At 72.6% G+C, this 26176-nt stretch carries 26 protein-coding genes; 20 read left to right on the top strand and 6 right to left on the bottom strand.

Annotated elements, in window-relative coordinates; genetic code table 11:
* Positions 1 to 22: 22 nt before the first annotated feature.
* From E4P38_RS13935 to E4P38_RS13930, 3 genes are all read left to right on the top strand, one after another.
* Entirely contained in the window at positions 23 to 847 is an 825-nt protein-coding gene (locus E4P38_RS13935) for an AIM24 family protein (protein ID WP_135132411.1), read from the top strand.
* 90 nt (positions 848 to 937) lie between these two features.
* Entirely contained in the window at positions 938 to 1081 is a 144-nt protein-coding gene (locus E4P38_RS22940) for a hypothetical protein (RefSeq protein WP_167760557.1), read from the top strand.
* A gap of 92 nt (positions 1082 to 1173) precedes the next feature.
* Positions 1174 to 2130, top strand: coding sequence for a D-2-hydroxyacid dehydrogenase family protein (locus tag E4P38_RS13930; protein WP_135132410.1), 957 nt, complete (start codon positions 1174 to 1176; stop codon positions 2128 to 2130).
* A 3-nt stretch (positions 2131 to 2133) separates the two neighbouring features.
* On the opposite strand, the gene E4P38_RS13925 is transcribed toward E4P38_RS13930, so the two are convergent.
* Both E4P38_RS13925 and E4P38_RS13920 read right to left on the bottom strand, forming a co-directional pair.
* Positions 2134 to 2913 (bottom strand): hypothetical protein, encoded by a 780-nt coding sequence (locus E4P38_RS13925; protein ID WP_135132409.1) that lies wholly within the window; start codon positions 2911 to 2913, stop codon positions 2134 to 2136.
* Positions 2910 to 3839, bottom strand: a complete 930-nt coding sequence (locus tag E4P38_RS13920) for an ATP-binding cassette domain-containing protein (protein ID WP_135132408.1) — start codon at positions 3837 to 3839, stop codon at positions 2910 to 2912. Before E4P38_RS13920 ends, E4P38_RS13925 begins: the two co-directional genes overlap by 4 nt.
* A 162-nt stretch (positions 3840 to 4001) precedes the next feature.
* Here E4P38_RS13920 and E4P38_RS13915 point away from each other — a divergent pair, with 162 nt between their 5' ends.
* The 3 genes from E4P38_RS13915 to E4P38_RS13905 are packed head-to-tail and all read left to right on the top strand — an operon-like array spanning position 4002 to position 6669.
* A complete protein-coding gene (locus tag E4P38_RS13915) occupies positions 4002 to 5294 on the top strand; it encodes a sensor domain-containing protein (RefSeq protein WP_167760556.1) in 1293 nt (430 codons plus the stop codon).
* Entirely contained in the window at positions 5291 to 5938 is a 648-nt protein-coding gene (locus E4P38_RS13910; RefSeq protein WP_135132406.1) for a response regulator transcription factor, read from the top strand. The genes E4P38_RS13915 and E4P38_RS13910 overlap by 4 nt, the downstream gene beginning before the upstream one ends.
* Positions 5939 to 5976: 38 nt before the next feature.
* Positions 5977 to 6669 (top strand): maleylpyruvate isomerase family mycothiol-dependent enzyme, encoded by a 693-nt coding sequence (locus tag E4P38_RS13905; protein ID WP_135132405.1) that lies wholly within the window; start codon positions 5977 to 5979, stop codon positions 6667 to 6669.
* A gap of 5 nt (positions 6670 to 6674) precedes the next feature.
* Here the strand turns inward: E4P38_RS13905 and ilvA are convergent, their stop codons facing one another.
* On the bottom strand, positions 6675 to 7934 hold the full coding sequence (gene ilvA / locus E4P38_RS13900) for a threonine ammonia-lyase IlvA (RefSeq protein ID WP_135132404.1): 1260 nt from the start codon (positions 7932 to 7934) through the stop codon (positions 6675 to 6677).
* Between the two features lie 66 nt (positions 7935 to 8000).
* Between ilvA and E4P38_RS13895 the strand changes: the two genes are divergently transcribed.
* Positions 8001 to 8531, top strand: a complete 531-nt coding sequence (locus tag E4P38_RS13895; protein ID WP_135132403.1) for a flavodoxin — start codon at positions 8001 to 8003, stop codon at positions 8529 to 8531.
* 121 nt (positions 8532 to 8652) lie between these two features.
* Here the strand turns inward: E4P38_RS13895 and E4P38_RS13890 are convergent, their stop codons facing one another.
* The gene (locus E4P38_RS13890; RefSeq protein WP_135132402.1) at positions 8653 to 14583 is read right to left on the bottom strand and encodes a DUF4011 domain-containing protein; all 5931 of its coding nucleotides are present in this window, start codon (positions 14581 to 14583) and stop codon (positions 8653 to 8655) included.
* A gap of 187 nt (positions 14584 to 14770) precedes the next feature.
* Here E4P38_RS13890 and E4P38_RS13885 point away from each other — a divergent pair, with 187 nt between their 5' ends.
* The 7 genes from E4P38_RS13885 (at position 14771) to E4P38_RS13850 (ending at position 19643) form a co-directional block, all read left to right on the top strand.
* On the top strand, positions 14771 to 15007 hold the full coding sequence (locus tag E4P38_RS13885; protein ID WP_135132401.1) for a hypothetical protein: 237 nt from the start codon (positions 14771 to 14773) through the stop codon (positions 15005 to 15007).
* A complete protein-coding gene (locus E4P38_RS13880) occupies positions 15004 to 15399 on the top strand; it encodes a type II toxin-antitoxin system VapC family toxin (RefSeq protein ID WP_135132400.1) in 396 nt (131 codons plus the stop codon). Before E4P38_RS13885 ends, E4P38_RS13880 begins: the two co-directional genes overlap by 4 nt.
* Positions 15400 to 15514: 115 nt before the next feature.
* A complete protein-coding gene (locus tag E4P38_RS13875) occupies positions 15515 to 16291 on the top strand; it encodes a DUF6884 domain-containing protein (RefSeq protein WP_135132399.1) in 777 nt (258 codons plus the stop codon).
* A gap of 106 nt (positions 16292 to 16397) precedes the next feature.
* Positions 16398 to 17690 carry an exonuclease domain-containing protein gene (locus E4P38_RS13870; protein WP_167760555.1) on the top strand — a complete coding sequence of 431 codons (1293 nt, stop codon included), beginning with the start codon at positions 16398 to 16400 and terminating at the stop codon, positions 17688 to 17690.
* A 55-nt stretch (positions 17691 to 17745) separates the two neighbouring features.
* Positions 17746 to 18366, top strand: a complete 621-nt coding sequence (locus E4P38_RS23570) for a DUF1707 domain-containing protein (protein ID WP_245161018.1) — start codon at positions 17746 to 17748, stop codon at positions 18364 to 18366.
* Entirely contained in the window at positions 18367 to 18834 is a 468-nt protein-coding gene (locus E4P38_RS13855) for a DUF1707 domain-containing protein (protein ID WP_135132397.1), read from the top strand.
* 23 nt (positions 18835 to 18857) lie between these two features.
* Entirely contained in the window at positions 18858 to 19643 is a 786-nt protein-coding gene (locus tag E4P38_RS13850; protein ID WP_135132396.1) for an enoyl-CoA hydratase/isomerase family protein, read from the top strand.
* A gap of 3 nt (positions 19644 to 19646) precedes the next feature.
* Here the strand turns inward: E4P38_RS13850 and E4P38_RS22935 are convergent, their stop codons facing one another.
* Positions 19647 to 19823, bottom strand: coding sequence for a hypothetical protein (locus tag E4P38_RS22935; RefSeq protein WP_167760554.1), 177 nt, complete (start codon positions 19821 to 19823; stop codon positions 19647 to 19649).
* Positions 19824 to 20018: 195 nt separating this feature from the next.
* Between E4P38_RS22935 and E4P38_RS13845 the strand changes: the two genes are divergently transcribed.
* From E4P38_RS13845 to E4P38_RS13835, 3 genes are all read left to right on the top strand, one after another.
* Positions 20019 to 20618: a DUF4234 domain-containing protein gene (locus E4P38_RS13845; protein WP_245161017.1), complete on the top strand. Its 600-nt coding sequence runs from the start codon at positions 20019 to 20021 to the stop codon at positions 20616 to 20618.
* A 43-nt stretch (positions 20619 to 20661) separates the two neighbouring features.
* Complete coding sequence (locus tag E4P38_RS13840) at positions 20662 to 21132, top strand: NUDIX domain-containing protein (protein ID WP_135132395.1); 471 nt, start codon at positions 20662 to 20664, stop codon at positions 21130 to 21132.
* Between the two features lie 116 nt (positions 21133 to 21248).
* Positions 21249 to 21461: a hypothetical protein gene (locus tag E4P38_RS13835; protein ID WP_135132394.1), complete on the top strand. Its 213-nt coding sequence runs from the start codon at positions 21249 to 21251 to the stop codon at positions 21459 to 21461.
* Between the two features lie 9 nt (positions 21462 to 21470).
* On the opposite strand, the gene E4P38_RS13830 is transcribed toward E4P38_RS13835, so the two are convergent.
* Positions 21471 to 23663 carry an MMPL family transporter gene (locus E4P38_RS13830; RefSeq protein WP_135132393.1) on the bottom strand — a complete coding sequence of 731 codons (2193 nt, stop codon included), beginning with the start codon at positions 23661 to 23663 and terminating at the stop codon, positions 21471 to 21473.
* 114 nt (positions 23664 to 23777) lie between these two features.
* On the opposite strand from E4P38_RS13830, the gene E4P38_RS13825 reads away from it, so the two are divergent.
* The 3 genes from E4P38_RS13825 to E4P38_RS13815 all read left to right on the top strand — a co-directional run bounded on the left by E4P38_RS13825 (position 23778) and on the right by E4P38_RS13815 (position 26176).
* Positions 23778 to 24536, top strand: coding sequence for a TetR/AcrR family transcriptional regulator (locus tag E4P38_RS13825; protein ID WP_209309101.1), 759 nt, complete (start codon positions 23778 to 23780; stop codon positions 24534 to 24536).
* Positions 24537 to 24603: 67 nt separating this feature from the next.
* Positions 24604 to 25575, top strand: coding sequence for a ferritin-like domain-containing protein (locus E4P38_RS13820; RefSeq protein WP_135132392.1), 972 nt, complete (start codon positions 24604 to 24606; stop codon positions 25573 to 25575).
* Between the two features lie 196 nt (positions 25576 to 25771).
* The gene (locus E4P38_RS13815) at positions 25772 to 26176 is read left to right on the top strand and encodes a hypothetical protein (RefSeq protein WP_135132391.1); all 405 of its coding nucleotides are present in this window, start codon (positions 25772 to 25774) and stop codon (positions 26174 to 26176) included.

Below are 26176 nucleotides of genomic sequence, written 5' to 3'. Positions count from 1 at the left end.
AGGCGGACCGGAAGGGGTACCCATGACGCTCGACGTCCAGCTCGTCGGCACCACCACCAAGATGGCGATCGTCAATCTGCGACCCGGGCAGGTCGTCTACAGCGAGGCGGGGAAGTTCCTCTTCTGCTCCGGCGACGTCGCCATGGAGACCAAGATGTCGGCGCCGTCCTCGCCCGGGGCGCAGCCGAACGGCGGCGGTCAGGTCGGGGGATCCGGCGCACTCGGCGGGCTGCTCCGCGGAGCCATGGACGCCGGGAAGCGGGTGCTGGCCGGGGAGTCGTTCGCCTTCACGCACTTCTCGACGCGCGGCGGCGACGGGCTGCTCGCGCTGGCCGGCGTCCTGCCCGGTGAGATGCGGGCGATCGAGCTCGACGGGCGCACCACCTGGTTCGCCGAGAAGGACGCCTTCGTCGCCGCGGAGGCGGGCGTGAACTTCGACATCGCCTTCTCGGGGCTCCGCTCGGGGTTCTCCGGCGGAGAGGGATTCGTGCTGGAGAAGTTCACCGGCGTCGGCACGCTCCTGATCGGCGGCGCGGGCGACTTCATCGACATCAACCCGGCGGACTACGGCGGCAAGCTGCGCGTGGACACCGGCTGCATCGTGGCGTGGGACCAGAACATCCGGTACGGCGTCGAACGCGTGGGCCGCCTCAACAAGCAGGGCGTCATGAACGCCATGTTCGGCGGCGAGGGCTTCTCCCTGGCGACGGTCGAGGGCAACGGCCGGGTCATCCTGCAGTCGGTCACCATCGACGGCCTGGCCAAGGCGCTGGAGAAGAACGCCGGCGCCGGTGACAAGAAGACCGGGGCCGGCCTGGGCGGGATCTTCAGCGGGAGCGCGGACTGAACCGGTAAGGGGGACGCTTCCGGGATCGTGATTGAGCCTCCGTTCGTTCGGGCACGAGAAGGACAACCGAACGACCACTAGGAGGCGAACATGGGAATGCTCAAGAAGCTCATGGCGTCCGGCATCGCCGCCAAGGCGATCCAGGAAGCCCGCAAGCCGGCGAACCAGGCCAAGATCAAGAAGGCCATCTCGGACTTCCAGGCCAAGCGCGGCGGGCAGACCCGCCGCCCCTGATCCCCAGGGTCTGACCACCGACAGCGCCCCTCCCCGGAAAGCCCGCGGAGGGGCGCTGTCGTTTAGTCCGGACGGCGGAGTAGACCGACACCGTGCATCGCATCGCCGTCCTCGACGACTACCAGTCCGTGGCCGCCGACTTCACCGACTGGTCTCGCCTGCCCGAGCCCACCGACGTCGTCGAGTTCCACGACTCCGTGGACGGCGAGGACGCGCTCGTCGCCCGCCTCGAGCCCTTCGACGTCGTCGTCGCCATGCGGGAGCGGACGGCGTTCCCGCGGTCGGTCCTCGAACGCCTGCCCAACCTGAGGCTGCTCGTCACCACCGGCATGCGGAACAAGTCCATCGACATCGCCGCGGCCAACGAGCGGGGCATCACCGTCTGCGGCACCGGCTCCCAGCCGACGGCCACCGCCGAGCTGACCTGGGGACTCATCCTGGCCGTGACGAGGCACATCCCCCAGGAGGACGCCGCCGTCCGCGCCGGCGGGTGGCAGCAGACCATCGGCGGTGACCTCGCCGGCTCGCGGCTCGGCGTCGTCGGCCTGGGCCGGCTGGGCAGCCAGGTCGCCACGGTCGGCCAGGCGTTCGGCATGGACGTCGTCGCCTGGAGCCAGAACCTCACCGACGAGCGCGCTGCCGAGCACGGCGTGCGGCGGGTAGAGCGCGAGGAGCTCTTCCGGACATCCGACGTCGTCACCCTCCATCTGCTGTGGTCCCGGCGCACGCGCGGGCTGATCGGCGCCGACGACTTCGCGCGCATGAAGCCGACCGCCGTCTTCATCAACACGAGTCGCGGGCCGATCGTCCAGACGAAGGCCCTCGTCGACGCGCTCCGGGAGAACCGCATCGCCGGTGCCGGCCTCGACGTCTACGACCAGGAGCCGCTCCCGGCCGACGACCCGATGCGCACGCTCCCGCGCACCGTCCTCACCCCGCACCTCGGCTACGTCACCCGCAGCACGTACGAGGTCTTCTACGGCGAGGCGGTCGAGGACGTGGCAGCCTTCCTCGCCGGCGCCCCGATCCGGGTCATCGACCCGGCCTGAGCACTACCCGGCGTCCCGGCGCAGCAGCGACCAGCCGCCGGCCGCCAGCGCCACGCCGGACCACCCGACCAGCAGGGCCGTGGCCTGGGTCGCCGTCATCTCCGGCTCCCGGAGCAGCGTCCAGATCGCGCCCGACCCCGGCAGCAGCTCGCCCAGGTCGGCCATCCACTGCACGCCGAACGCAGGCAGCAGGAAGGGCAGGACGAGCTGCAGCAGGAAGACCGTCGCCAGCGCACCGGCCGTGCTGCGCAGGAAGAACCCGAGGCCCACGGCGAGCACGCTCCCGGCGACGAGCACCGCGGCGATCCGGGCCAGGCTGTCGGCCGCGTCGGCGAGGGACAGTGTCAGGTCCGGGTCGACCAGCAGGGCGAGGACGTCGGCGATGAGGGCGAGCGACACCCCGACCACCGTCGCCACCACGGCGGGGACGGCGACCCGGGCCGCCAGCAGGACGCCGCGGCGCGGCGTCCACTGCAGCGTCGGTCCGATCGCCCCGGTCGCGTACTCCTGGGTGACGGCGAGCAGCGCCAGCACCAGCAGCGCGAACTGTCCGAGCATCACCCCGTACTCACCAGCGAACGTCGACGGCAGCGGGTTGCCCGGGCCGACCGGCCCCTGCGCGTCGTCGGCCGCTGCGATGACGCCGAGGCCGACGATGGTCACCGCGGCCGCCAGCAGGCACCACCACGTCGTCCGCACGGTGCGCAGCCGGAGCCATTCGGCGGCCGCCGCACGGGTGAAGACGGCGAGGGTGCCCGGCTCCTGCACCGCGACAGCGGTCATCGCCGCACCAGCTCGGGCGTGCCGGACACCTTGTACTGGACGCTGTCGCCGGTCAGGTCGAGGTAGACCTGCTCGAGCGACGTGTGCTCCTCGGCCAGCCGGTGCACGGCCACGCCCGCCTCGAGCGCGACGTCGCCGACGGTCTCGGCGGACGCGCCCTCCACCAGCAGCTCGCCGTCGTCGGTGGGATGCACTCGCAGCCGCATGCGCAGCAGCGCCCCGGCCAACTGGTCGGTCGACGGCGTCCGCACCCGCACCTTCCGGGCGGCGCCCTCCCCGCGCATCACCTCCTGGATGGAGGCGTCGGCGATCAGCCGGCCGCGGCCGATGATCACCAGGTGGTCGGCGGTCTGCTCCATCTCGCTCATGAGGTGGCTCGACAGCAGCACCGTGCGTCCGTCGTCCGCCAGCTCGCGTACGAGGCGACGGATCCACCGCACGCCGTCGAGGTCGAGACCGTTCATCGGCTCGTCGAAGAGCAGGGCCGCGGGATCACCGAGCAGCGCGGTCGCGATGCCCAGCCGCTGCCGCATGCCGAGGGAGTAGCCGCGCACGCGCCGCCGGGCGGCGGGGCCGAGGCCGACCTGGTCGATCACCTCGTCGACCCGGCGCACGGGGATGCCGTGCGTGCGCGCTGCGACCCGCAGGTGGTCGCGACCGCTCCGCCCGGGGTGCACGGCCTGCGCGTCGAGCAGCGCCCCGGCCGCCCGCAGCGGCTCACCCAGCCGCGCGAACGGCCGCCCGCCCACGAGCGCGCTGCCGGCGGTGGGCTTGTCGAGGCCGAGGATCATGCGCATCGTGGTCGACTTGCCCGCACCGTTCGGCCCGAGGAAGCCGGTCACCTTGCCCGGCAGGACGTCGAAGGTCAGGTCGTCGACGGCGCACACCGCGGCGTACTGCTTGGTCAACCCGCGTACCTGGATCATGCGAGCCACCGGGAGAGGGATGGAGTCATGACAGGGAGCCTGTCGGGCCAGGAGGTCCGCGCGGATCACCCCGCAGCGCCGACCTCGGTCCCCCACGTGGGGGAGGGGAGGAGAGCCCTCGCGGGTGATCCGCCCGCCCGATCGGCCGACCAGGATCGACCTGTGTCCACCTTTCCGAGCTCCGCGGACGAGATCGCCGCCCGGCTGCGCGCGGTGGTCGTCACGGCCCTCCGCCCCGGCTGGCCCGGCCGCGTCCTGTACGCGCTGGCCAGCGTTCCGATCGCCGCGCTGAGCCTGGCCCTGTACCTCGCGCTGTTCGGCTCGGTCGTCGCCGTCATCTACGGCGTCGGCCTGCTGCTCGTCCCGCTCGTGCTCGCCACGATCCGCGGGTTCGCCGGTTTCGACCGGGAGCTGGCCCGCACCCTGCTGGCGGTCGACATCCCCGCCGGCGAACGCGTGCGGCACCTGCCCCGCTTCATGGCGAAGGTGCGGCGGCTGCTGGCGTCGGCAGCTACCTGGCGGGCGGTCGGCTGGCTGGGGGCGCGGGTGCTGCTCGGCGCGGCCACGCTCGCCACCCTGTTCTTCGGCTCGGTCGGCTTCGCCGCGCTCGGCTGGGGCGCGGACTGGAACGCGCTCACCGCGCTGCCGCTGCTGGCACTCATGGGCGCGGTCGTCGTCGTCGTGCTGATCGTCCTCGATCTGATCGTGCGCCTTGCGGCCGCGGTGGCTCCGCGGCTGCTCGGCACCGCGCCGGAGCAGGCGATCGCCGCGCTGCAGCAGAGCACCCGGCGCCTCGCCGACCGCAACAAGCTGGCCCGCGACCTGCACGACACCATCGGACACGCGCTGACGGCCAGCCTGCTGCAGGCCACCGCGGCCCGCCGCACGCTGACCCCGCCGGACGACCGGCCGCTGCAGCCGGACTTCGCCCGTCAGGCGCTGCAGCACATCGAGACCAACACCCGCACCGCGCTCGCCGAGCTGGACCGCGTGCTCACCGTGCTCCGCGCGTACGAGTCGGGCGCCGAGGACGGCGGCCGTGACCCCGCCCCCTTCGCGGCGCCCTCGCTCGACGACCTCGAGGACCTGCTCTCCGGCCTCCGGGACGGCGGCCTCCCGGTCGCACTCGTGGTCGACGGCGACGTCGACGACGTGCCCGCCGGCGTGCAGGAACTGGCCTACCGGGTGGTCCAGGAGGGGACGACGAACGTCCTGCGGCACGCCGGCTGCCCGTTGACCGTCGCCCAGGTGGTCCGCAGCGGGGACACCCTCGTCGTCCGCGTCTGCAACGAGCGCGCGTCCCAGCTGGACAGCCGACCCGGGCCCGGCGGCGGTCGCGGACTGGCCGGCCTCCGGGAACGGGCTGCCGCCGCCGGCGGCACGCTCAGCGCCGAGCCCTCGCCGTCCGGCGGCTTCGAGCTCTGCGTCACCCTGCCGCTCTCGGGCGCCGCATGACCCTGCGACTGGTCCTCGTGGACGACGACGTGCTCGTCCGCTCGGGCCTGCGGGTGATCCTGGAGAGCGAGCCGGACCTGACCGTGGTGGGCGACGCAGGCACCGGCCGCGAGGCGCTCGACGTCGCCGCCCGGACCGATCCGGACGTCGTCCTGATGGACGTCCGGATGCCCGACATGGACGGCATCGCCGCGACCGCGGAGCTGGTCGCCCGTGACCCGCAGCGTCCGCGGGTGCTGGTACTGACCACCTTCGAGGACGACGACTACCTGTTCCGCGCGCTGCAGGCCGGGGCGAGCGGCTTCGCGCTGAAGCGGGCCGATCCCGACGAGCTCGTCGACGCGATCCGGATCGTCGCGCGGGGGAGCTCCCTCGTGCTGCCCGACATCACCCGCCGGCTGATCGCCGCGCACACGCCGTCCCGCGCGCGGGGCCCGGCGGCGCTGCCGGTGCTGACCGGCCGCGAGGCCGACATCCTGCGGCTCGTCGCCGGTGGGCTGTCGAACGCCGAGATCGCGACCGAGCTGTACCTCAGCCGCGAGACGGTGAAGACCCACGTCAGCAGCGTGCTGCTCAAGCTCCGGGCGCGGGACCGCACGCAGGCGGTCATCGCCGCATACGAGAGCGGGTTCATGACCGCCTGAGACGTCGGCCGGGGACAGCGTCGCCTAGATTCGGATCCATGAGCGACCACACCGAGGTGGCCCGGGGTTGGTGGGCCGACGGAGAGCTCGCGGTCGCCGGCCACGTCGACCGGCTTCCCGACGACGAGCTGACCGAGCCCTCCGCACTGCCCGGGTGGTCCCGAGCCCACGTCGTCGCGCACCTGGCCCGCAACGCCGACGCGCTGGTCAACCTGCTCACCTGGGCGCGCACCGGCGTCGAGACGCCGATGTACCCGTCCCGCGCGGCCCGGGACGCCGGCATCGAGGCCACCGCCGCGCTGTCCCCGGCGGAGCTGCGCGCCGACTTCGCGGCCGCCTGTGGCCGACTCGCCGCAGCCGTCGAGGCCATGCCCGGCGACGCCTGGGCGGCGCGGGTACGCAGCGGGCAGGGTGCGGAGATCGAGGCGTCCGCGGTGCCGTGGATGCGCGCCAAGGAGGTCTGGGTGCACGGCGTCGACCTGCGCGCCGGCCTCGAGTTCGGCGACCTTCCGGCGGACTTCTGCACCGCCCTCGTCGACGACGTCCTCGGGCTCTTCGCCGCCCGAGAGCAGGCGCAGGACGTCACCGTCGTCGCCACCGACGTCGACCGGACGTGGGGCGACGGGGTCACGAGGGTCGAGGGGCGCGTGTCGGCGGTCGCCGCCTGGCTGACCCGCTCCGACGCCTCCGGGCTCGTGGGCGACGTCCCGCCGCCGCCTGCCTGGCTCTAGGCGCTCTAGACGAGGAACCGGTAGGCCGTCGTCCCCGGGGCGACGTGCTGGATCCGCAGCGGACTGGCCTCGATGCGCGCCAGCAGGCCCGCCAGCCCGTCGGCGCTGCCCAGCTCGATGCCGGTCAGCGCGGCGCCGGTCTCGCGGTTGTCCCGCTTCATGTACTCGAACAGCACGATGTCGTCGTCCGGCCCGAGCACCTCGTCGAGGAAGCGCCGCAGGGCGCCCGGCTCCTGCGGGAACTCGACCAGGAAGTAGTGCTTCAGTCCCCGGTGGACCAGCGACCGCTCGACCACCTCGGCGTACCGGCTGACGTCGTTGTTGCCACCCGACAGCAGGCAGACCACGGTCTGCCCCGGCTCGACCTGCACCAGCCCACCGCTCAGCGCGGCGGTGGAGAGCGCGCCGGCGGGCTCGGCGATCACGCCGTCCACCTGGTACAGGTCCAGCATCTCGGTGCAGATCTGCCCCTCGGGGACGGCGAGCAGCTCGGCTCCCGAGTCGCGGACGAGGGGAAAGGTGACGTCGCCGGCGCGGCGGACGGCGGCGCCGTCGACGAAGGTGTCGATCTCCGGCAGCTCGACCGGCTGCCCGGCGGCCAGTGCTGCCGCCATGTTGGCCGCAACCGCGGGCTCGACGCCGACCAGCCGGGTGCCGGGGGAGTGGATCCGCAGCCAGGTGCCGCAGCCGGCCAGCAGCCCGCCGCCGCCGACGGGCAGGACGACGACGTCCGGCGGCGCGCCGAGCTGTTCGAGGATCTCCACCGCCACGGTCGCCTGGCCGGTCACGGTGGTCAGCGCGTCGAAGGCCGGCACGAGAGCAGCGCCCGTGGTCGCCGCGTGGACCGCCGCCGCGGCCGCCGCCTCGTCGTAGGAGTCACCGACGACGACCAGCTCCACCATGTCCCCGCCGAGGGACGCGATCCGCTCGCGCTTCTGCCGCGGCGTCGTCCCGGGCACGAACACGCGACCGCGCACCTGCAGGGCACGGCAGGCGTAGGCGACGCCCTGGCCGTGGTTGCCGGCGCTCGCGCAGACGACGCCGGCCGACCGTGCGGCGCCGTCCAGCCGGCTGATCGTGTTGTAGGCGCCGCGGATCTTGTACGAGCGGCCGACCTGGAGGTCCTCCCGCTTGACCCAGACGTCGGCGCCGGTGAGCTCGGAGAGGCGGGCGTTGCGCTGGAGCGGGGTCCGCTCGGCGATCCCGGCAAGCCGGCGAGCGGCCTCGCGGACGTCGTCGGGAAAGGCGTCGACTGGTGTGCTCACGCCGCCATCCTGGCCACCGCGACTCGACCGACCCCACGGCGGGGGGCGCGGACCTACCGTCGGGCCATGGGTGAGGCACTGGTCGTCTACGAGTCGGTCTTCGGCGACAGCGAGACGATCGCGCGGGCGGTCGCCGCCGGGTTGTCGGCGCATCTCGCCACGGACGTCGCGTCGGCGGCGGACGCCCCGACCGGGGTCGGGCCCGACGTGAGGCTGCTCGTCGTCGGCGGACCCACCCACGCCTTCGGAATGCCCAAGCCGGCCACCCGCGAGGGCGCGGTGAAGCAGTACGGCGCGCAGGTCGAGAACACCGGCTCCGGGCTGCACGAGTGGCTCGACGCGGCACGCGTCCCGGCGGGCACCGGGGCGGCCGCCTTCGACACCCGCATGGACCACCCGAAGCTCGTCACGAAGCTGAATCACGCGGCGAAGTCGGAGGAGAAGCTGCTCAAGGGCCTGGGGCTCACCCTCGTCTCCCCCGCGGAGCACTTCTTCGTCGTCGACCCGAAGGGTCCGCTCGCCGACGGCGAGGAGGAGCGCGCTCGTCAGTGGGGCAGGGCGCTCGCCGAGATCGTCACGGCCGGCACCCGCCGCTGAGCTCTCCTTCGCCCCTCGCGGAGTTGATCATCGCCGGCGTGCTCGGCCCACCGGCGCGTCTCGCCGTGTCCCGCCGTGTCCTGTGTACGCGGCCGATGATCAACCTTCGGGAGGGCGGCCGTCAGACCGTGAGCAATCCAGACGGCTGCTCGGTGAGGCGGCCGCGGTGCAGCGCCCACTTCAGCGCCGACTCGAGCGCCGGCGTCACGTTCGGCGTCCGTCGCTTGTAGCCGAACACCGCCGCCGCCTGGGTGAGCAGCTCCTCGCGGCGCATCCCCGCCGACGCCCGGCACAGCGCCGCCATCGCGTTCGCGATCTCCTCCGGCGCCACGTGCTCGATCGGCCGATCCGTGCTCGACACCTGCCGCCGGAACTTGGTCCACGCAGCAGGGTCGACCCCCTCGGGCCACAGGTAGTCGTCGACCACGGCCGACGGCGGCAGGATCGACAGCAGCGCGGTCTTCCGTGCCTCGCTCGACCGGTTCAGCCCGAAAGCACCGACCGTCAGCTTCGCCAGCCGGTCGACGTGGATCGGCCCCTCTGCCTTGATGCCCGCGGCCAGCACGCGGCGCACCACCCGCGCGGCCTTCGCCGCCGGCAGGTCGTCGAGCACCGACTTCTCCCCGGCGACCTTCGGGATCCATGGCACGAACGCCGTCTCGCCGTCCATCACCACCGGTCCCGCGGGCTTCGGGGCGGCCTTCGGGCGGGCAGGACTGGGCACGGCGACCGATGTCACCGCAGACCGCAGCGCCGCCACGCCCTTGAACGACTCGACCGCCGCCGTCGGGAACGCGATCGGCGCGGGAGCGGCGACCGGGACGGTCTCCACCGACGCGACCAGGTGGTCGACGACCCCGGCGGAATCGGCCAGCCACGACGGCAGCCACACCCGCTCGACCGCCGGCCACCGCAGCATGTCGCCCAGCACCTCGACCGGCAGCCCGTCGCGGTCGCCCACGGTCCGGCGGCGCGCCCACGACGGCCCGTCCAGCAGCACCGCCATCACCGGTGTCTCCGGATCGACCTGTCGAGAGATCGACAGGTCGACACGGAACTCCGACAGCCCGACGTCGGTGCGCACCACGAGCCCGCGGTCCCGCAGCGCGGCCGCGATCTCCTCGCGGTGCCGGTCGATCACCGTCGCCGAGCGGGCGTCGCGCGGCAGCACGTCGGTGCCCTGCGCCGCCAGGTCGAGGTAGGCCCGCAGGTGCTTGATGCCGATCGACGACGTCTCCTCGGCCCGCAGCTGCTCCGGGTCGAACGAGGAGAAGACGACGACCTGGCGCCGGGCCCGGGTGATCGCGACGTTGAGCCGCCGCTCACCGCCCACCCGGTTCAGCGGTCCGAAGTTCAGTGGCAGGTCGCCGGACGCGTTGGGGGAGAAGCCGGTCGAGAAGAAGACGACGTCGCGCTCGTCGCCCTGCACGTTCTCCAGGTTCTTGACGAACAGGCCTTCGCCGTCGGCGCGGTCGAGAGCGGCCGCCAGCCGGTCGTCGTCCGCGTCGCGGAGCAGGCCCTCGATGTAGGCCCGCTGCTGCGCGTTGAAGGTCACGACGCCGATCGACGGGACGACGTCCGAGCCGTCCCCGTACTTCGGCACCAGGTCGAACCGGCGGCGGATCTCCGCGACGATCGCCTTCGCCTCGATCGGGTTGGTGCGCAGCAGCCGCCCGGCGTTCGACCGGTGGAACGTGCCCGGCACCCGCACCAGCGAGACCCCGCGGCCGTCCGGCTCGGCCGACGCCCGCCCGTGGGTCGGCGCCGGGAACGACGACAGCCGGTTCTCGTAGTACTGGTTGTTGCTGAAGGCGATCAGCGACTCGTCCTGGCTGCGGTAGTGCCACGACAGCCACTGCCGCGGCACCCGCGCCTGCACGCACTCGCTGAGGATCGACTCCTCGTCCTCCACCGTCGTCTCGGGGAAGTCGGTGGACTCGTCGCCACCGGACGACGGCTCCGCGAACGACGTCGGCGGCATCTGCTTGGAGTCCCCGACGACCACCGCGGCCCGCGCCCGGCCCAGTGCGCCCACCGCGTCGGCCACCCGGATCTGCGACGCCTCGTCGAAGACCACCAGGTCGAACTGGCCGGCGAGAGCCGGGAAGAAGCGGGCCACCGAGTCCGGCGACACCAGCACGCACGGCATCACCGAGGTGATCAGCTCGCCGTACTGCGCCAGCAGCTGACGGACGCCGAGCCCGCGGCGCTGCTTGGCCAGCTCCCGCTGCAGCGCGCCGACCTGGCCGGATCCCGATGCCGCGTCGAAGGGCCGGGACGCAAGAACGCGAGCCGCTAGCGCTGCCGTCAGGTGCTCGCGCACCGCCCGCGACGCCGTCGTGAACCGGCGGATCGCCTTCTCGTGCGCCTGCGCGTCGAACAGGTCGAGCCCGGTCGCGTCCAGCCGCTCCATCACCGACGCCGCGGCGAGCCCGCGGTCGAAGGCGCGGACGGCGTCGTCGGCCCGCACCGCACCGGTCACCAGCAGCCGGCGCGCGTCGAACAGCCCCGCGTAGCGCAGCGGCTCGAGGGTGTCGAGGAACGTGATCCACCGGCGCAGCGACATCAGCACCGGGCTGGGGACCCCGCCGGACTCGGGCGGAGTCACACCGCGCTCGGGGCGGGTCATCGACCAGCGCAGCACGAAGCCGTCGTCGCCGGCCCAGGCGGCGAGCTGGTCGGGGGAGCTCGAGCAGACGTCGAGCAGCGCGATGACGCCGTCCCGCAGGCGCGCCACCGCGTCGTGCGCGGCGGGCCCGGACGGCAGCCCGGCGACGATGAGTTTGCGCAGCGCCACGTGGAAGGGCGAGGACCCGTCGACGGCCGCACCGGCCCGCCGCAGCCACTGCACCTGGGTGTCGAGCAGGTCGACGTCGACGAACGGGTTCCACCCGGCCGGCACGGTCAGGCCCGGGATCGAGTCGGCCCGCACCGCGATCGCCTGCACCGCGGTCTGCACCCGCCACAGGTTCTCGACCAGCGCGGGCACCTCGGCCGGCTTCACCTTCGCGGCGGCGCGGAAGTGCGGCGCGAGCTGCTCACGCACCGCGATCAGCTTGCGGCGGCGACCCCACCAGGACGACGCCGCGGCGGTCTGCGCGGCCACGTAGATCTCGGCCAGCGGCAGCGTCAGCACCTGCGGGGTGCACACGTCCAGGCCGGGGTGGCGGAACGCGGTGAACGCCGCGATCTCACCCAGCACCGCCGACGTCGCCGCCGTCCAGAGCTCGGTGAACGTCTCGTCGATGATGTCGAGGCCCACGTCCATGCCATTGCCCGGCCCGCTCAGCACGTGGGCGAGCGCGTCGAGCTCGTCGGTGGTCCTGGCCCGGCGCAGCACCCCCGACAGCTCCGGGATCGCCGACGCCGCGCGGACCGCCGCATCCACCGACACCGCGGCCGCCTGGGTCGACGGCAGGTCGATGTCGGGGGAGTCGACGAACGCCCACGGGTGCCGCAGCGACGGCCGGGTCAGGTCGGCGATGTCGGGCAGCAGCGCGAGCTCGACCCGCACCGCGCGCAGCACGTCGGCGGGGGCGTTGGCGACGAACGGCTCGGGCACCGGCAGCGGCTCGACGTCCGTGCCGGCGGCCAGCTCGGAGGTGCGTGCCGAGTACAGCGACAGGCCGACGGCGTTGTCCTCGTGCAGCCGGTCGGCGTAGCGGGCGAGCATCCGGCGGGACGAGCGCAGCGTCTCCTCGTCGGCGGCCAGGCCCTGCTCGTCGACGGCGACCGCGTGCTCCAGGGCCAGCCGGATCTGCGCCCGCACCATCGAGGCGCGCGAGCCCTTGTCGTGCAGGTCGAGGGCGAACATGCCCATGCCGACGGCGTCCAGGCGGCGCGCGACGACGTCCAGGGCGGCGCGCTTCTCGGCGACGAACAGGACCCGCTTGCCGTCGGCGACCGCCCGGGTGAGCAGGTTGGTGATGGTCTGCGACTTGCCGGTGCCGGGCGGGCCCTCGAGCACGAACGTGCGGCCGGCGCCGGCCTCGGCGATCGCCCGCAGCTGCGAGGCGTCGGCCGGGACGGGCAGCTGCGCGGCGAGCTCGTCGAGGTCGACGAAGCCGCCGGCGTCGCGGGCCGGGTCGGGAAAGGCCTCGGTCGGCTCGTGCACCAGGTGGGCGACCAGCGGGTTCTCCGCGAAGTCGGCCCAGTGCTCGTCGAGGTCCTTCCAGAGCCGGAACTTGGCGAACTGCAGGATCGCCAGGTCCGCCGTCGCCTCGACCCGGTAGGGCAGCCCGTGCCCGACCAGCGCGATCCGCACCGCCTCGAGAGCGCCTTCGAGGTCGAGGACCCCGTCGGCGTTCTCGGTCAGCGTCGGCACGACGAGGCCGTGCAGCTGGCGCAGCTTCTCCAGCAGGCAGTAGTTCGGGGTGCTCGCGCCGGACTCGTCGAGACTGAGCCGGTACTGACCCGTGCGGCCGAGAGGGGTGAGCGTGACCGGGATGAGCACGAGCGGCGAGCGCAGCGGGCGGCCGTCGAGCTCCCAGACCAGGCTGCCGAGCGCCAGGTAGAGGTTGTTGGCGCCGGTCTCCTCCTGCACGGTCTTCGCCTTGTAAGCGAGGCCGCGCAGCCGGGGCAGGTAGCCGCCGGTGGTGACGTCGGCGTGCACCTCACGGCGGTCGACCAGCAGCTCGGCGAGCTGCTCCTCGGGCAGCTCGCGGGCGGTGGCGATGCCGCGTTCCTTCTGGACGGCGGCCAGCTGGTCGGCCGGCAGCAGCGTGATCGGCGTCCCGTCGTGGACGAAGTTCTCCAGCGTGCCGAGGCTGGTGCCCGGGATGGCCAGCGCCAGTCCGGACCGCTCGGTGTAGTTGATCAGCCGGTTGCGCAGGCTGAGGTCGAGCAGCGAGTTCTTCCACTGCTGCACCCGCGCCGGGGCCTCGGGCCTGCTCGACGGCGCCGGTGCCGCCGGTTCGACCTTCGCCGGTGCGCTGTGCAGGGCGGGGCGGTACTCCACGACCTGCAGGACGCCGCTCTCGTCCCGGGCTCGCGCCGGCAGCGGGAAGATCCCGTCGCGGCGGGCGCGGTGCACGTCGGTGACGCCGAGGATCCGATCGAGCTCGCCGGTCAGCCAGCCGGTGTAGGCCGGGCGGTGCAGGTCGGCGCCGGCCTCGCCCATGGACGTGAGCAGCGTGGTCTCGACCAGGCCGATCAGGCCGAGGTCGACGAGGTTGACCAGGGGAGCGGCGTCGGTGGTCGCGGCGCTCTCGGCGCTGCGCTCCTCCCGCCAGTAGCCGAGGAAGGCGTGTGACTCCCCCTCCCCCCCGCCGATTCCACCGGCCAGCCACAGCAGCGGCCGGATGCCGGCCTGCTCCAGGGCGGCCGCCAGGACGACGACGGTGTCGAGCGGGGTGCCGACCCGCCAGGTGAGGACGTCGCCCGGCGAGCGGACCTGCTGGCCGAGGTCGGACCAGGACAGCGGCGGCTCGCTGTAGCGGATGCCGCGGCCGTGCATGACCTCGGCAATCGCCTGCACGACCTCGTCGACCCGCTCGGGCGTCGCCGAGTAGCCGACCAGGGCGCCGCTGCCGGTTTTCTTCTCCAGCTGCCCGGCAGCCTCGCTCACCAGGGCGGTCACCGCCGGGTGGTTGGGCATGACGTAGGCGGCGAGCATCTCCAGCGCCAGCGGCAGGGGAGTGGCCAGCCACTGCTGGGCGGCGAGCACCTGGACGACGCGGCTGCCCTCGCCGAGCACCTCGCCCTCGGAGAGCACCTCGACGTCGATGACGCCGGGGCGCTGCTCCTCGACGTGCAGCATCGCGGCGGGGTCCATCACCAGGCCGAGGTCGGTGAGCACCGTCGTCCGGCCCTCGTCGAGGTCGGCCAGCAGCTCGACGGTTCGGGCGATCGGACCCTCGGCGTCGCGGACGCTCAGTCGCACCGTGGCGGCCCGCACCGGGCCGCCGAAGTTCGTGATGGCCAGCCGCGACACCACGGGAACCCGGTTGTGCGCGAGTGCGTAGCTGAGGACAGGCGTGGACGTGATCTCGATGGAGACCGCCACCCGCGGGGCGACGACGTCGCCCACGTGGATGTCGGCAGTGCTCTCCATGTCACCAGTTAACCGGGTCGGACGGATCGGTCCCGTCATGCTCCCCGACGGAAGGGGCGGGTGTGACGGATGCGGCGGTTCGTTGCCCGGAATCACAGGGGACTGTTCGGTCCGGAAGGTGTGACGAAATCCAGTAACCTCCGATCTGACGCATGCATATCGCAGGCGTCGCTGCTAGAATCACAGCATGCCGGTGTCCGTAACCATTCGGGATGTGCCCGACGAAATCCGCGACGAGCTGGCAGCCCGTGCGGCCCGCGCGGGTCAATCACTGCAGGAGTACCTGCGCCTGCAGCTGGTGCAGCTGGTGGCGAAGCCGAGTCCCGACCTGTTCTGGGCTCGTGTCCGGTCACGGGTGGAGACGACGGATTCACATCTGACGGCGGAGCAGATCCTGGCCGCGCGGGACGCCGACCGCACGTGACCATCGTGATCGACGCCTCCGCCGTTGCCGCCGCACTGACCGACCGCGGTGCTGACGGGGACTGGGCTCGGGCGCAGGTCGCGCAGACTGATCTCGCCGCGCCCTCCCACATGTTCGTCGAGGTCTCGAACGTGCTCCGCCGCTCGGTGCTGTCCGGGTGGCTGGGCCGTGACGTCGCTGCGCTCGCCCACGACGACCTCGTCCAGCTGCAGGTCAGCGTCTTTCCGTTCGAGCCCCTTGCGGCCCGGGTCTGGGAGCTCCATCCATCCGTGACCCCCTACGACGCCGGATATGTCGCCCTGGCCGAGGCGCTCGACGTCCCTGTCATGACCCTCGATCGCCGGCTCGCGCGGGCGAGCGGCCCCGCCTGCGACTTCCTCCTCCCGTCCTGACGCGGCCGGGACGCTCGTACGCCCGATGGCGTGCTCTTCGGGTCCGACCGTTACCGGAGCCCTCCCTGCGGCGTTAGCGTGCAGAACGCGTCGCCCATGCCGAGGAGCGCCATCGATGAGCACAGCCGGCCTGCCCACGATCTGGGAGCTGGTCGCGGACGGGGCCGCGACCCTGCCCGAGCCGTTCAGCCGCGCCGCCCTCATCAACTGGGTCAGCGCCCGCCGTCCGGACGTCGGCGTCTCCTCGATCGCCGCCCACATCCAGTTCGCCACCGCCAACGCCACCCACACCGGGCACAACCCGTTCGCCGACCGCGAGCCGCTGCTGAACCGGGTGGGCCGCGGTCAGTACGTGCGCTACCGCGAGGTGGACGGCGGGACGTCGCCCGGCGCCGTCGTCCGTTCGGGCCGGGTGGTCCTGGTCGGCTCCTCGGGGGCCACGGCGAGCGAGTCCGGCGCGGCCGGTCAGATCTTCCGCAGCGACGGCTTCGCCCGGGCCCGCGAGCACGCCGTCCACTCCCGGCTGCCGTGGTTCGTGCTCAGCGCCAAGCACGGGCTGCTCGACCCCGCCGACGTCATCAGCCCCTTCGAGATCCAGATCGACGACCAGCCGGCCGCCTACCGCACCGCGTGGGGCGAGTGGGTGGTCGCCCAGCTCGCCGACCGCCTCCAGCTGGACGGGGTCACCGTCGAGGTGCACGGCGGCGTCGACTTCGCCCAGCCGCTGCGGCAGCCGCTCGCCCGTCGGGGCGCCGTCCTGGACATCCCGCTGCCGGGCACCTGGCGCGACTCGGGCCCGGCCGAGGAGAGGGCCGGCCCGGTCGACGCACCGGTGCGGGCCGCACTCGAGCGCCTCCGGAACCTCGTCGGACGGCACGGCTCCGCGTCCTGAGAGACGGAAGTGACTCGTGCGCCGGACCGGTGCCGGGATGGGCGGGATCTGCCGATGCCACCTGCGCGGCGGTCTCGTGCGACCGCCCGGAGACGACGGAGGACGCATGACCGGGCTCGTGACGGCACTCGTGGCACTGGCCGGTGCCGTGCTGCTGCTGGGCCTGCTCGTGTCGGTCGTGCTCGGCCGCCGGAAGCGGGCGGCTGCCGCGGCCCGCAGGAACGCCCCTAGCGCGCGCGGGTCAGTCCCGGCCGAGCCCCGCCGTCCCGAGGTCCGGATCGCGGTCGCCGAACCGGGCGTGCGCGGCCCGCTGTTCCAATACGGCGGCGACGGCCCGGGCTTCGAGGTGGACGCCCCCTTCGCGGTCGTCCACGTCGCCACCACCGGCTTCTCCCCGGCCAAGGGCGACCGGATCGTGGAGATCGCGATCGCCCGCGTCGACGACAGCGGCCGGGTCCACGACGAGTACGCGACCCTGGTCGACCCCGGCCGCGACGTCGGCCCGGTCTTCGTCCACGGCATCTCCACCAGCGAGGTCCGCGGCGCGCCGACCTTCGCCGACATCGCCGGCGAGATCCTCGACCGGATGGACGGCGCGGTCGTCGTGATGCACGACGGCGCCTTCGTCGAGCGCTTCCTGGCGGCCGAGTTCGCCCGCGCCGGCGTGCAGCTGCCCCTCGCCCCCGCGCTCTGCTCGGCCTGGCTGGCCCGCCGGACGCTGCGCACCCCCGATCACACGCTGCGCACGCTGTCGCGGCACGCCGGGCGGACCACCCTCGACACGACGGCGGCGCTCGCCGCCGTCCGCACGATCGCGGCCCTCCTGCCGCAGATGCTCGCCGTCCACGGTCAGCCCCTGCGCTACCTCTGCGGACTGCGGCCGATGCCCGAGCTCGACATCGACCTCCCGCCCACGACCCGGCCCGTCGAGGTGCGCGAGAGCACCGACGGGTGGATGGCATCCCTGATGGCGCGGCGCCGGCTGCCCACCGCGGCCGCCGGGGAGATCGACGCCCAGCGCTACCTCGACACGGTCACCGAGGCGCTCGCCGACAGCCGGCTGCTCGGCGGCGAGGCCCAGACGCTGACCCGCCTCGGCGCCTCGGCCGGGCTCGGCGCCGCCCAGGTGGACGCCCTGCACGGCCGGCTCGTCGAGCACCTGCGCGCCGCCGCACTCTCCGACGTGATCCTCACGACCGGGCAGATCCGCCAGCTCCGGACGGCGGCGAGCGCGCTGGGCCTCTCGACGTACTTCGACGAGCTGCGTCCGACCTCGCCCCAGGACCTCGTGGCGTCCCGGGCGATGCCGGCACCCCGCGACGTCCGGCTCTGCACCCACTGCCGCCGTCCCGGGCACGACCGCGCCGGCTGCCCGGAACTCGCGTCGCTCTCGGTCTGATCCGTTTCGCAACACCCGCCGGCGTGCGACGATCGAGCCGGCGTGAGGAGTGGCGATGGCCGAGGAACGCGAGCGGTTGCGGGTGTCCGATGCCGAGCGGCAGGCCGCGGCCTTCTCGCTCGGGACTGCCTTCCAGGACGGCCGGCTGGATCTGCTCGAGTACGACACCCGGCTGGCCGGCGCCTACGGCGCGGTGACCTACGGCGACCTCGACCGGTTGTTCGCCGATCTGCCCCGGCCGGCGACCCTGGCGCCGCCGCAGCCCCAGTACCCGGTCTACCCGCCACCCCGCTTCGTCCCGATGTCCTCGGGGCGCGGTCCGGTGGGGCAGGTGCGGGGGACCGCGCTGCAGATCCTGCTGTTCGTCGTCACGTTCGGCATCTGGGCGTTCGTCTACCTCTTCCAGAGCCACGACGAGATGAAGCGGCACACCGGCGACGGCATCGGTGGCGTGATGGCGCTCGTGGTGAGCCTGTTCGCCTACATGGCCTCGCCGTACCTGCTCAGCCATGAGGTCGGCGGCCTCTACCAGCGCCGCGGACAGCGGCAGCCGGTGAGTGCCCTCACCGGGCTCTGGTTCTTCCCCGGCATCTTCCTGCTGGTCGGCCCGCTCGTCTGGTTCGTGCTGACCAACAACGCGCTCAACCGGTACTGGCGCAGCGAGGGCGCTCGCTAGATGAGTTCAGATCGCGAGCTGGTTCGGGTCTCCGACGCCGAGCGGCAGGCCGCCGCCGACCGACTGCGGGCCGCCCTGGGTGAGGGCCGGCTGGACCTCCTCGAGTACGACAACCGGCTGGCGCTGGCCTATTCGGCGGTCACCTACCGCGACCTCGACCAGCTCTTCACCGACCTCCCCGTGCACGCCGCCGCCCCGTCGGTGCCCGTGGCCGCGGCCCGGCCGGTGCCGCCGACGAAGCCGGTCCGGCCGGTCGCCGTCCGCTCGGGCGCCGCCGGTCTCCCGCTGGCGCTGAAGATCCTCTGGGGCATCTGGGGAATGGTCGTCGCGATCAACCTGACGGTCTGGCTGCTGGTGAGCCTCGGCAACGGCGAGCCCGAATACTTCTGGCCGATGTGGCTGTTCGTGCCGGGCGTGGCGCTCCTCGGCGGGACAGCCGTCGTCCAGGCCGTCCGCTCCAACAAGTAGGCCCGCTGGGCGATGATCGGCCCATGGGGAACCCGCAGCGGCTCGAGTCCGGACTGATCGTCGAGGACCGCGGGCACATCCGCGTCCTCACCCTCGACCGGCCCGAGCGCCGCAACGCGCTCTCGACCGCGCTCCAGGCCGACCTCGTCGAGCAGTTCCTCGGCTGCGTCGCGGACGGCGTCCGCGCCGTCGTCCTCACCGGGAACGGCCCCGCCTTCTGTGCCGGGTTCGACCTCAAGGAGATCCGCGCGGCCGACGAGCGGGGGGAGCGCTTCCGGCCGCCGATGAACCGGCCCGGCCGCAACGTCTTCGAAGTGGTCACCGAGACCCCGGTGCCGATCGTGGCCGCGCTGAACGGCGCCGCCGTCGCCGGCGGTTTCGAGCTCGCGCTCGCCTGCGACCTCCGCGTCGCCGCGCCCGGGATCACGCTGGGTCTGCCGGAGGCGCAGATCGGCATGGGCGCCAACTTCGGCTCCGTGGTGCTGCCCAAGCGCGTCCCGATGGGGATCGCGATGGAGATGCTGCTGACCGGCGACTACGTGACCAGCGAGTTCGCCGAGCGGTGGGGCCTGGTCAACCGGATCACCGACGACGTCCTCGGGACGGCGCTGCAGTTGGCCGAGCGGATCGCGTCCAACGCCCCGATCAGCGTGCGCCGCATGAAGGAGACCGCGGTCAAGGGCCTGGAGCTTCCGCTGTGGCAGGCGCTGCGCCTGGACGTCGGGCCCAACCCGTACCTGAGCGAGGACCGGGCCGAGGGCATCGCCGCCTACCTGGAGAAGCGCCCACCGGAGTGGACGGGGCGCTGAGCCTCAGGTCGCGATCGGCGGCAGGTGCAGGTCGACGCCGAACAGCACGGCCGGCCACAGCACGACGGCGATGATCAGCGACAGGATCTCCGACACTCCGGCGACGCTGTTGTAGCCGTTGGTCAGGGCGACGACGACCCCGATGGCCAGGTAGATCAGGCCGAACAGCGAGATGCGCACGGGGTTCCCTCTCGGTACAGCGGCTGCACCGATGTGCAGCCGACGGGCAGTGAACCCCAGGGGGCTGGCGGAATCCGGGGGGCACGCCGCATGACGCGGCAGAACGCCCGACGGACGCTGCCGAGGGTGCAGCATCTGATCCCCTAGGTTCCGTTTCGAGCCGCGATGACGGCACCGACGACAGGGAGCACGGCCATGACCACGCCGGAGAAGCCAGCTACGCCGCAGTCCTACCCGGAGCAGCCGCAGCAGCCGCCCTACGGCCAGCAGCCCCAGTACGGACAGCCCCAGTACGGACAGCCCCAGTACGGCCAGGAGCAGTACGGGCAGGAGCCGCCGCCGTACGGCTACGGCCAGCCGGGCTACGGGGGCCAGCCCATGCCGGGCGCGCCGGCCTACGCGCAGTACGCCCAGCCGCAGGGCCCGATCGGGCAGATCCGCCCCACTGGGATGATCATCCTGCTGTTCTTCGTCACCCTCGGGATCTGGGGCTTCGTCTACTACTTCCAGACCCACGAGGAGATGAAGCGGCACAGCGGTGAGGGCCTCGGCGGCGTCCTGGCGCTGGTGCTCGCGATCTTCGTCGGCTTCGTGAACCCGTACCTGCTGAGTCACGAGGTGGGTCAGCTGTACTCGCGCCGGGGGCAGGAGCCGCCGGTCAGCGCCGTCACCGGGCTGTGGTTCTTCCCCGGCATGTTGATCCTCGTCGGGCCCTTCATCTGGTTCATCCGGACGAACAACGCGCTCAACGAGTACTGGCAGAGCCTCGGCGCCCGCGGGACGACGCTCGTCTGAGCTGGGCTCTTACAGTCGCTGTACCGACGAGGACGGGGGACGGTTGCCGCGCACGAGCGCCGGGATCCTGCTGCACCGCATGGGCGCGGCCGGCCGAGAGGTGCTGATCGGGCACATGGGTGGCCCGTTCTGGGCGCGGAAGGACGACGGCGGCTGGTCGATCCCGAAGGGCGAGTACGGGCCGGGAGAGGACCCCTTCACCGTCGCCTGCCGCGAGTTCGAGGAGGAATTGGGGACGCCGGTTCCCGCGGCGGACTTCGTGCCGCTCGGCGAACTCCGCACGACCAGCAGCAAGGTGCTCACGGTCTGGGCGGCGGAGGGCGATCTCGACGCCTCGGCCGCGGTCAGCAACACCTTCGAGCTGGAGTGGCCGCCGCGCTCGGGCCGGATGCAGGAGTTCCCCGAGATCGACCGGGCGGCGTGGGTCGCCCTCGACGACGCCCGCACCAAGCTGGGAGAGGGGCAGGTCGGCTTCCTCGACCGGCTGATGGAGCGCCTCGGGCCCGAGGGTTAGGTGACGGTCCGGTTACGGCTCGTCCCACGCAACGGGAACCGTCCAGATCCGTCGTCCTGACCTGGGAAGGTCCGCCCGGACCCGATCGCGGGGATGCACCAGTTCGAGGAGGCACCATGTCGTCGTCGTGCGCGCACTGCAACGCCGTCGAGCAGCGAGGCCGGTACTGCGTCGGCTGCGGGAAGCTCATGCCGCCGTCCCAGCTCCCGGCACGCCGGATCCGGCTGGCCCCGCGTCCTCTGGAGAACGACGACACCCAGCCGGTCCTGCGTTTCCGCGTGCGCCCGCGCCCCCCGGTCCCCTCGGAGCAGACCCCCGCGACCGTCTGACCTCGGGGTTCAGCGGGCGCCGGCGAGCTCCCGCGTCGGCTCGGCGGACTGCTCGCCGTCGGACTCCCGGATGCCGTACCGGGCGTAGAGCCGCCGCAGCGGACCGGGTGCGTACCAGTTCGCGTTGCCGAGCAGCCGCATCGTGGCCGGCACCAGCAGGATCCGGACGATCGTCGCGTCGACCACGACCGCGATCAGCATCGCGACGCCGATCATCTTGATGAAGGTGATCCCCGACAGCGAGAACGCCGCGATCACCACGAGCAGCAGCAGGGCCGCGCTGGTGATGATGCCGCCGGTCCGCTGCAGACCGGTTGCGACCGCCGTCGTGTTGTCGCCGGTCAGGTCGTACTGCTCGCGGATCCTCGACATCAGGAAGACCTCGTAGTCCATCGACAGCCCGAAGATGATCGCCAGCACCAGGATCGGCTGGGTCGCCTCCACGAAGCCCGTCGGCGTGAAGTCCAGGAAGCCCGACAGGTGGCCGTCCTGGAAGATCCACACCAGCGCGCCGAACGAGGCGCCGATGGACAGCACGTTCATCACCAGGGCCTTGACCGGCAGGACGATCGAGCCGAAGGCCAGGAACAGCAGCACGAAGGTGGTGCTGACGACGATCAGCGCCATCCACGGCAGCAAGGCACCGAGGCTTTCCAGCAGATCGGTGAGCACCGCGCTCTGCCCGCCGACCAGCACCTCGCCACCGGGCGGGGCCGGCACGTCGCGGACCGCGTTCACCAGCGCCCGGGCCTCCTCGGCCATGGGGTCGCCGGCGTAGGCGATGGCCACCCGCGCGGTCTCGCCCGCCGCGCCGGTCACGGTGGCGCCGTCCACCCCGGGGACGTCGGCGACCGCGTCCACGTAGGACTGCAGCGCGGCGCCGCCCGCGGGGGAGTCGACCGCGTCCGGGAGCGTCACGACCGCCTCGATCGGGCCGGAGGGGTCGGCCGGGAAGTAGGTCCTGATCGTCTCGGCGACCACCCGGCTCTCCGTGCCGGCGGGCAGCGCCCGCTCGTCGATGCCGCCGAACTCCACCCGCAGGAAGGGCAGGGCCAGCCCGACGAGGACCGCCACCGTGACGAGGGTGACGAGAACCGGCCGGCGCATCACGCCGTGCGCGATGCGGAACCAGACGCCGCTGTCCTCGGTCGGGGGTGCTCCGACCGGGCGCCGGAAGACGCGCCGCAGCCACGGCCGGACCGAGAGCGCATCGACCTTCGGGCCGAGCATCGCCAGCAGGGCGGGGAGCAGCGTCAGGGCGGCGAGCATCGCCACGAGGACGGCGCTCATCCCGCCGAAGCCCATCGAGCGCAGGAAGACCTGCGGGAAGATGAGCAGCCCGGCCAGCGAGATCGCGACCGTGATGCCGGAGACCGCCACGGTGCGCCCCGCGGTCGCCATCGTCCGCGCCAGGGCGGTCTCGACGTCCGGCTGGCGGCGGATCTCCTCGCGGAACCGGCTGACCATGAACAGGCCGTAGTCGATGGCCAGGCCCAGGCCGATGATCGTGACGATGTTGACGGCGAAGATCGAGACGTCGGTGAACATCGAGAAGCCGCGCAGCGCGGTGAAGGCGCCGAGGATCGCCGTGATGCCGATCGCCAGGGGCAGGCTCGCCGCGGCGAAGCTGCCGAAGATGATCACGAGCAGCACCGTGAGGATCGGCAGCGAGATGGACTCGGCGCGGGCGATGTCGCTGCTGACCCGGTCGTTGATGTCGGTGTTGATGACGGCGTTGCCGCCGATCTGCGTCTCGAGCCCGGGGGCGCTCAGGTCGTCGCGGATCTGCGCGATGGCCTCCTCGTCCTCGCCGTCGGTGAGCTGCAGGACGGCGAAGGTCGACTGGCGGTCGGTGCTGACCAGCGCCGGCGAGCCGCTGCTCCAGAACGTCGTCGTCCGGTCGACGAGGCCGTCGGGCAGCGCGCGCAGGGAGCCGTCCACCGAGCTCCGGTAGCCGGGGTCGTCGACGGTCAGGTCCGCACTGCGGTAGAGGACGACGACGTCGGAGGAGTCCCGGCCGAGCTCGCGCGCGGCCACCTCGGAAGCGCGGGAGCTGTCACTGTCTGGATCCTCGAACCCGCCGCCGGTCATCGCGCCGAAGACGCCGGTACCCCAGACTCCGGCGAAGGCGACGAAGGCCAGTGTCAGCGCCACCACCCAGCGGCGCCGGCGGTAGATCACTCGGCCGAGGGCCTCGAACATGGGGTCTCCAGTGCTAACGTCGGTGCGGATGTGAATGGTGTTAGCTAACGGCGCTTACTCTGCATACACCGTTTACTGATGTCAAGACACGGCGCGCTGGAAGGCAAGGATCAGATGGCGGAACTGCCTGTGGAACCGGTGAGTCGCCGCGACCGGGCGCGCGCCGACACGGTGCGTGAGATCAAGGAGACCGCGCGGCAGGTGCTCGTCGACCAGGGGGTCGACGGGCTGGCGCTGCGCGCGGTGGCCCGCGAGATGGGCATGACCGCGCCGGCGCTCTACCGCTACTTCAGCAGCCGCGAGGACCTGGTCGAGAACGTCGTCGCCGACCTCTACGACGAGCTCGTCACCGTCCTCGAAGCCGCGCGGGACGCCGCCCGCCCGGCGACCGCGCCGATCCAGCTGCTCGCCTGCAGCCGCGAGTTCCGGCGCTGGGCCACCACGCACCACGCCGAGTTCGGGCTCCTGTTCGGCAGCGCCGGCGACGGCGTCGTGCCGGCCCACGGCATGCCGGGCCACGACGACAGCCCGGCGGAGCTCGCCGCGGCGCGGTTCGGTGCGGTGTTCGCCGTCCTGGTCGCGGAGATCTACATGGAGCGGCGTTTCCCGATCCCGGCCGACGACGAGATCGAGCCGCCGCTGCAGGAGCAGCTGCACGCCTGGTGCGCGAAGTTCCCGGTGCAGCTGCCGCTGGGGGTCATGCAGGTGTTCCTGTCCTGCTGGATCCGGCTCTACGGCCTGGTCTGCATGGAGATCTTCGGGCACCTGAAGTTCGCGCTCAACGATGCCGAGCCCATGTTCGAGGCCGAGCTGCACGGCCTCGCCCGGGTGCTCGGGGTGGCCGACGCGTACGCCGAGCTCGAACGTGCGTGACCTGTTTCACTGCTAGCAATCCGCTTGCTGGAGTTAGCACTCGGCGTTCGCTGGGCATGGAGAAGTCATGTCCCACAACACAAAGATCATCAACCAGTTGCGCGCACTCGTCCTGCTCACGCAGACCGAGGAGCAGGTCGCACGGACGCGGATCTCGCAGGCTCGCACCGACGCGGTCCGTCGTGAGCTGACGCAGAACGCCGACAACGCTGCCAAGCGCAGCCTCGAGATCACCGAGCAGCTCCGTTCGCTCGGTGGCGTCCCGGACGTCGTGACCCCCGCGATCGGTCGCCTCTCCGCGATCCTCAAGGCCACCTTCGAGCAGGCCGCCCCCTTCGAGGAGGCCCTGCTGACCGACCTGCAGCTCGAGCACCAGCTGCGTGACCGCGCCACCTACGTCAAGGTGCTCGCCGACCAGGCCGGCGAGACCAAGGTCCGCCAGCTCGCCGAGAAGCTGATCACCGCCCACGAGGCCACCGTCGAGTGGCTCACCGTCGTGCTCGCCGAGGAGGCCATGGGCGGCCCCGCTGCGCTCGTCGCCACCCCGGTGCAGAAGGTCGCCGGCGGCGTCGCCCGCGCCGTCAACGCCCCGGTCCGCTTCTGGGCCAACACGGTCAACAACACCGTCGACACCGTCAAGCAGGCCGGCGAGCAGACCTCCGAGCGGTTCAACGCCGTCACCGAGCGGGCCTCCGCCCTGACCGACGCCGTCCGCGAGACCCTGGCCGCCGGTCGCGGCGCCTCGCTGAAGCGCGCCGAGCAGGTCGCCACTCGCGAGGGCAACAAGGACGTCGCCAAGGCCGCCAAGTCCACCCGCGAGGAGCTCGGCGACGTCTCCGCCGACGAGCTGCCCATCAAGAAGTACGACGAGCTCACCGTCGCCGAGGCGATCAAGGCCATCAAGGGCCTGAAGACCCCGCACGACATCCGCGTGGTCATCAACTACGAGGAGACCCACAAGAACCGGTCGAACGTGGCCAGCGCCGCGCAGACCCAGCTGGCCGACCTGGCCAAGGAGGCCGTGGGCGTCAATTCCTGATAAAGGACCCCGTCCTTCTCACCCCTCGCACGCTCGGGGTGAGCCTCGGGACGGGGCCACTCGGAGGGCCCACATCCCACTCGGGGTGTGGGCCCTCCGTGCGTGCTGCGTCGCGCCCCGCGTCTGACGCGCGCGTCGCGGCCGTCACACGGTGCGGGAGTTTGGCGCGCCGACGCGGGCGGGGAAGGCTCCCGGCATGAGCATCACCCCCGAGGCCCTCGAGCCGGAGTTCACGCTGACCACGGCCGCGACCCGTCTGGACTTCCTGAGCCGCCGCGACAACGGTGACACCACCCTCAACACCGTCCGCGACGACGACGAGAACGGGTGGGCCTCGTTCCGGGACACCTCGCTGGACACCTACGAGGCGCTCGAGCTGCTCGCCCTCGGTGAGGTGGTCTCCCGCAAGGCCCACGACAGCCAGCTGATCGGGATCCGCGCCGCCCTGCGCGGAGGCGCGAGCTGGGAGCAGATCGCCGAGGCCCTCGGGGTCCCGCCGGAGTTCGCGTGGGAGTCCTTCAACGACGCCATCGCCGAGCGGCTGGACGACGAGGCCGCGGCTGCCGCGCGCGAACTGGCCGGCGCCCGTCCCGCCCGCTGA

Origin of the sequence: Blastococcus sp. CT_GayMR16 (assembly GCF_004570875.1) — a bacterium.
GTDB lineage: Bacteria > Actinomycetota > Actinomycetes > Mycobacteriales > Geodermatophilaceae > Blastococcus_B.
Note: the sequence above shows the minus strand (reverse complement) of the source record. Positions and strands in the feature narration are given on the sequence as shown.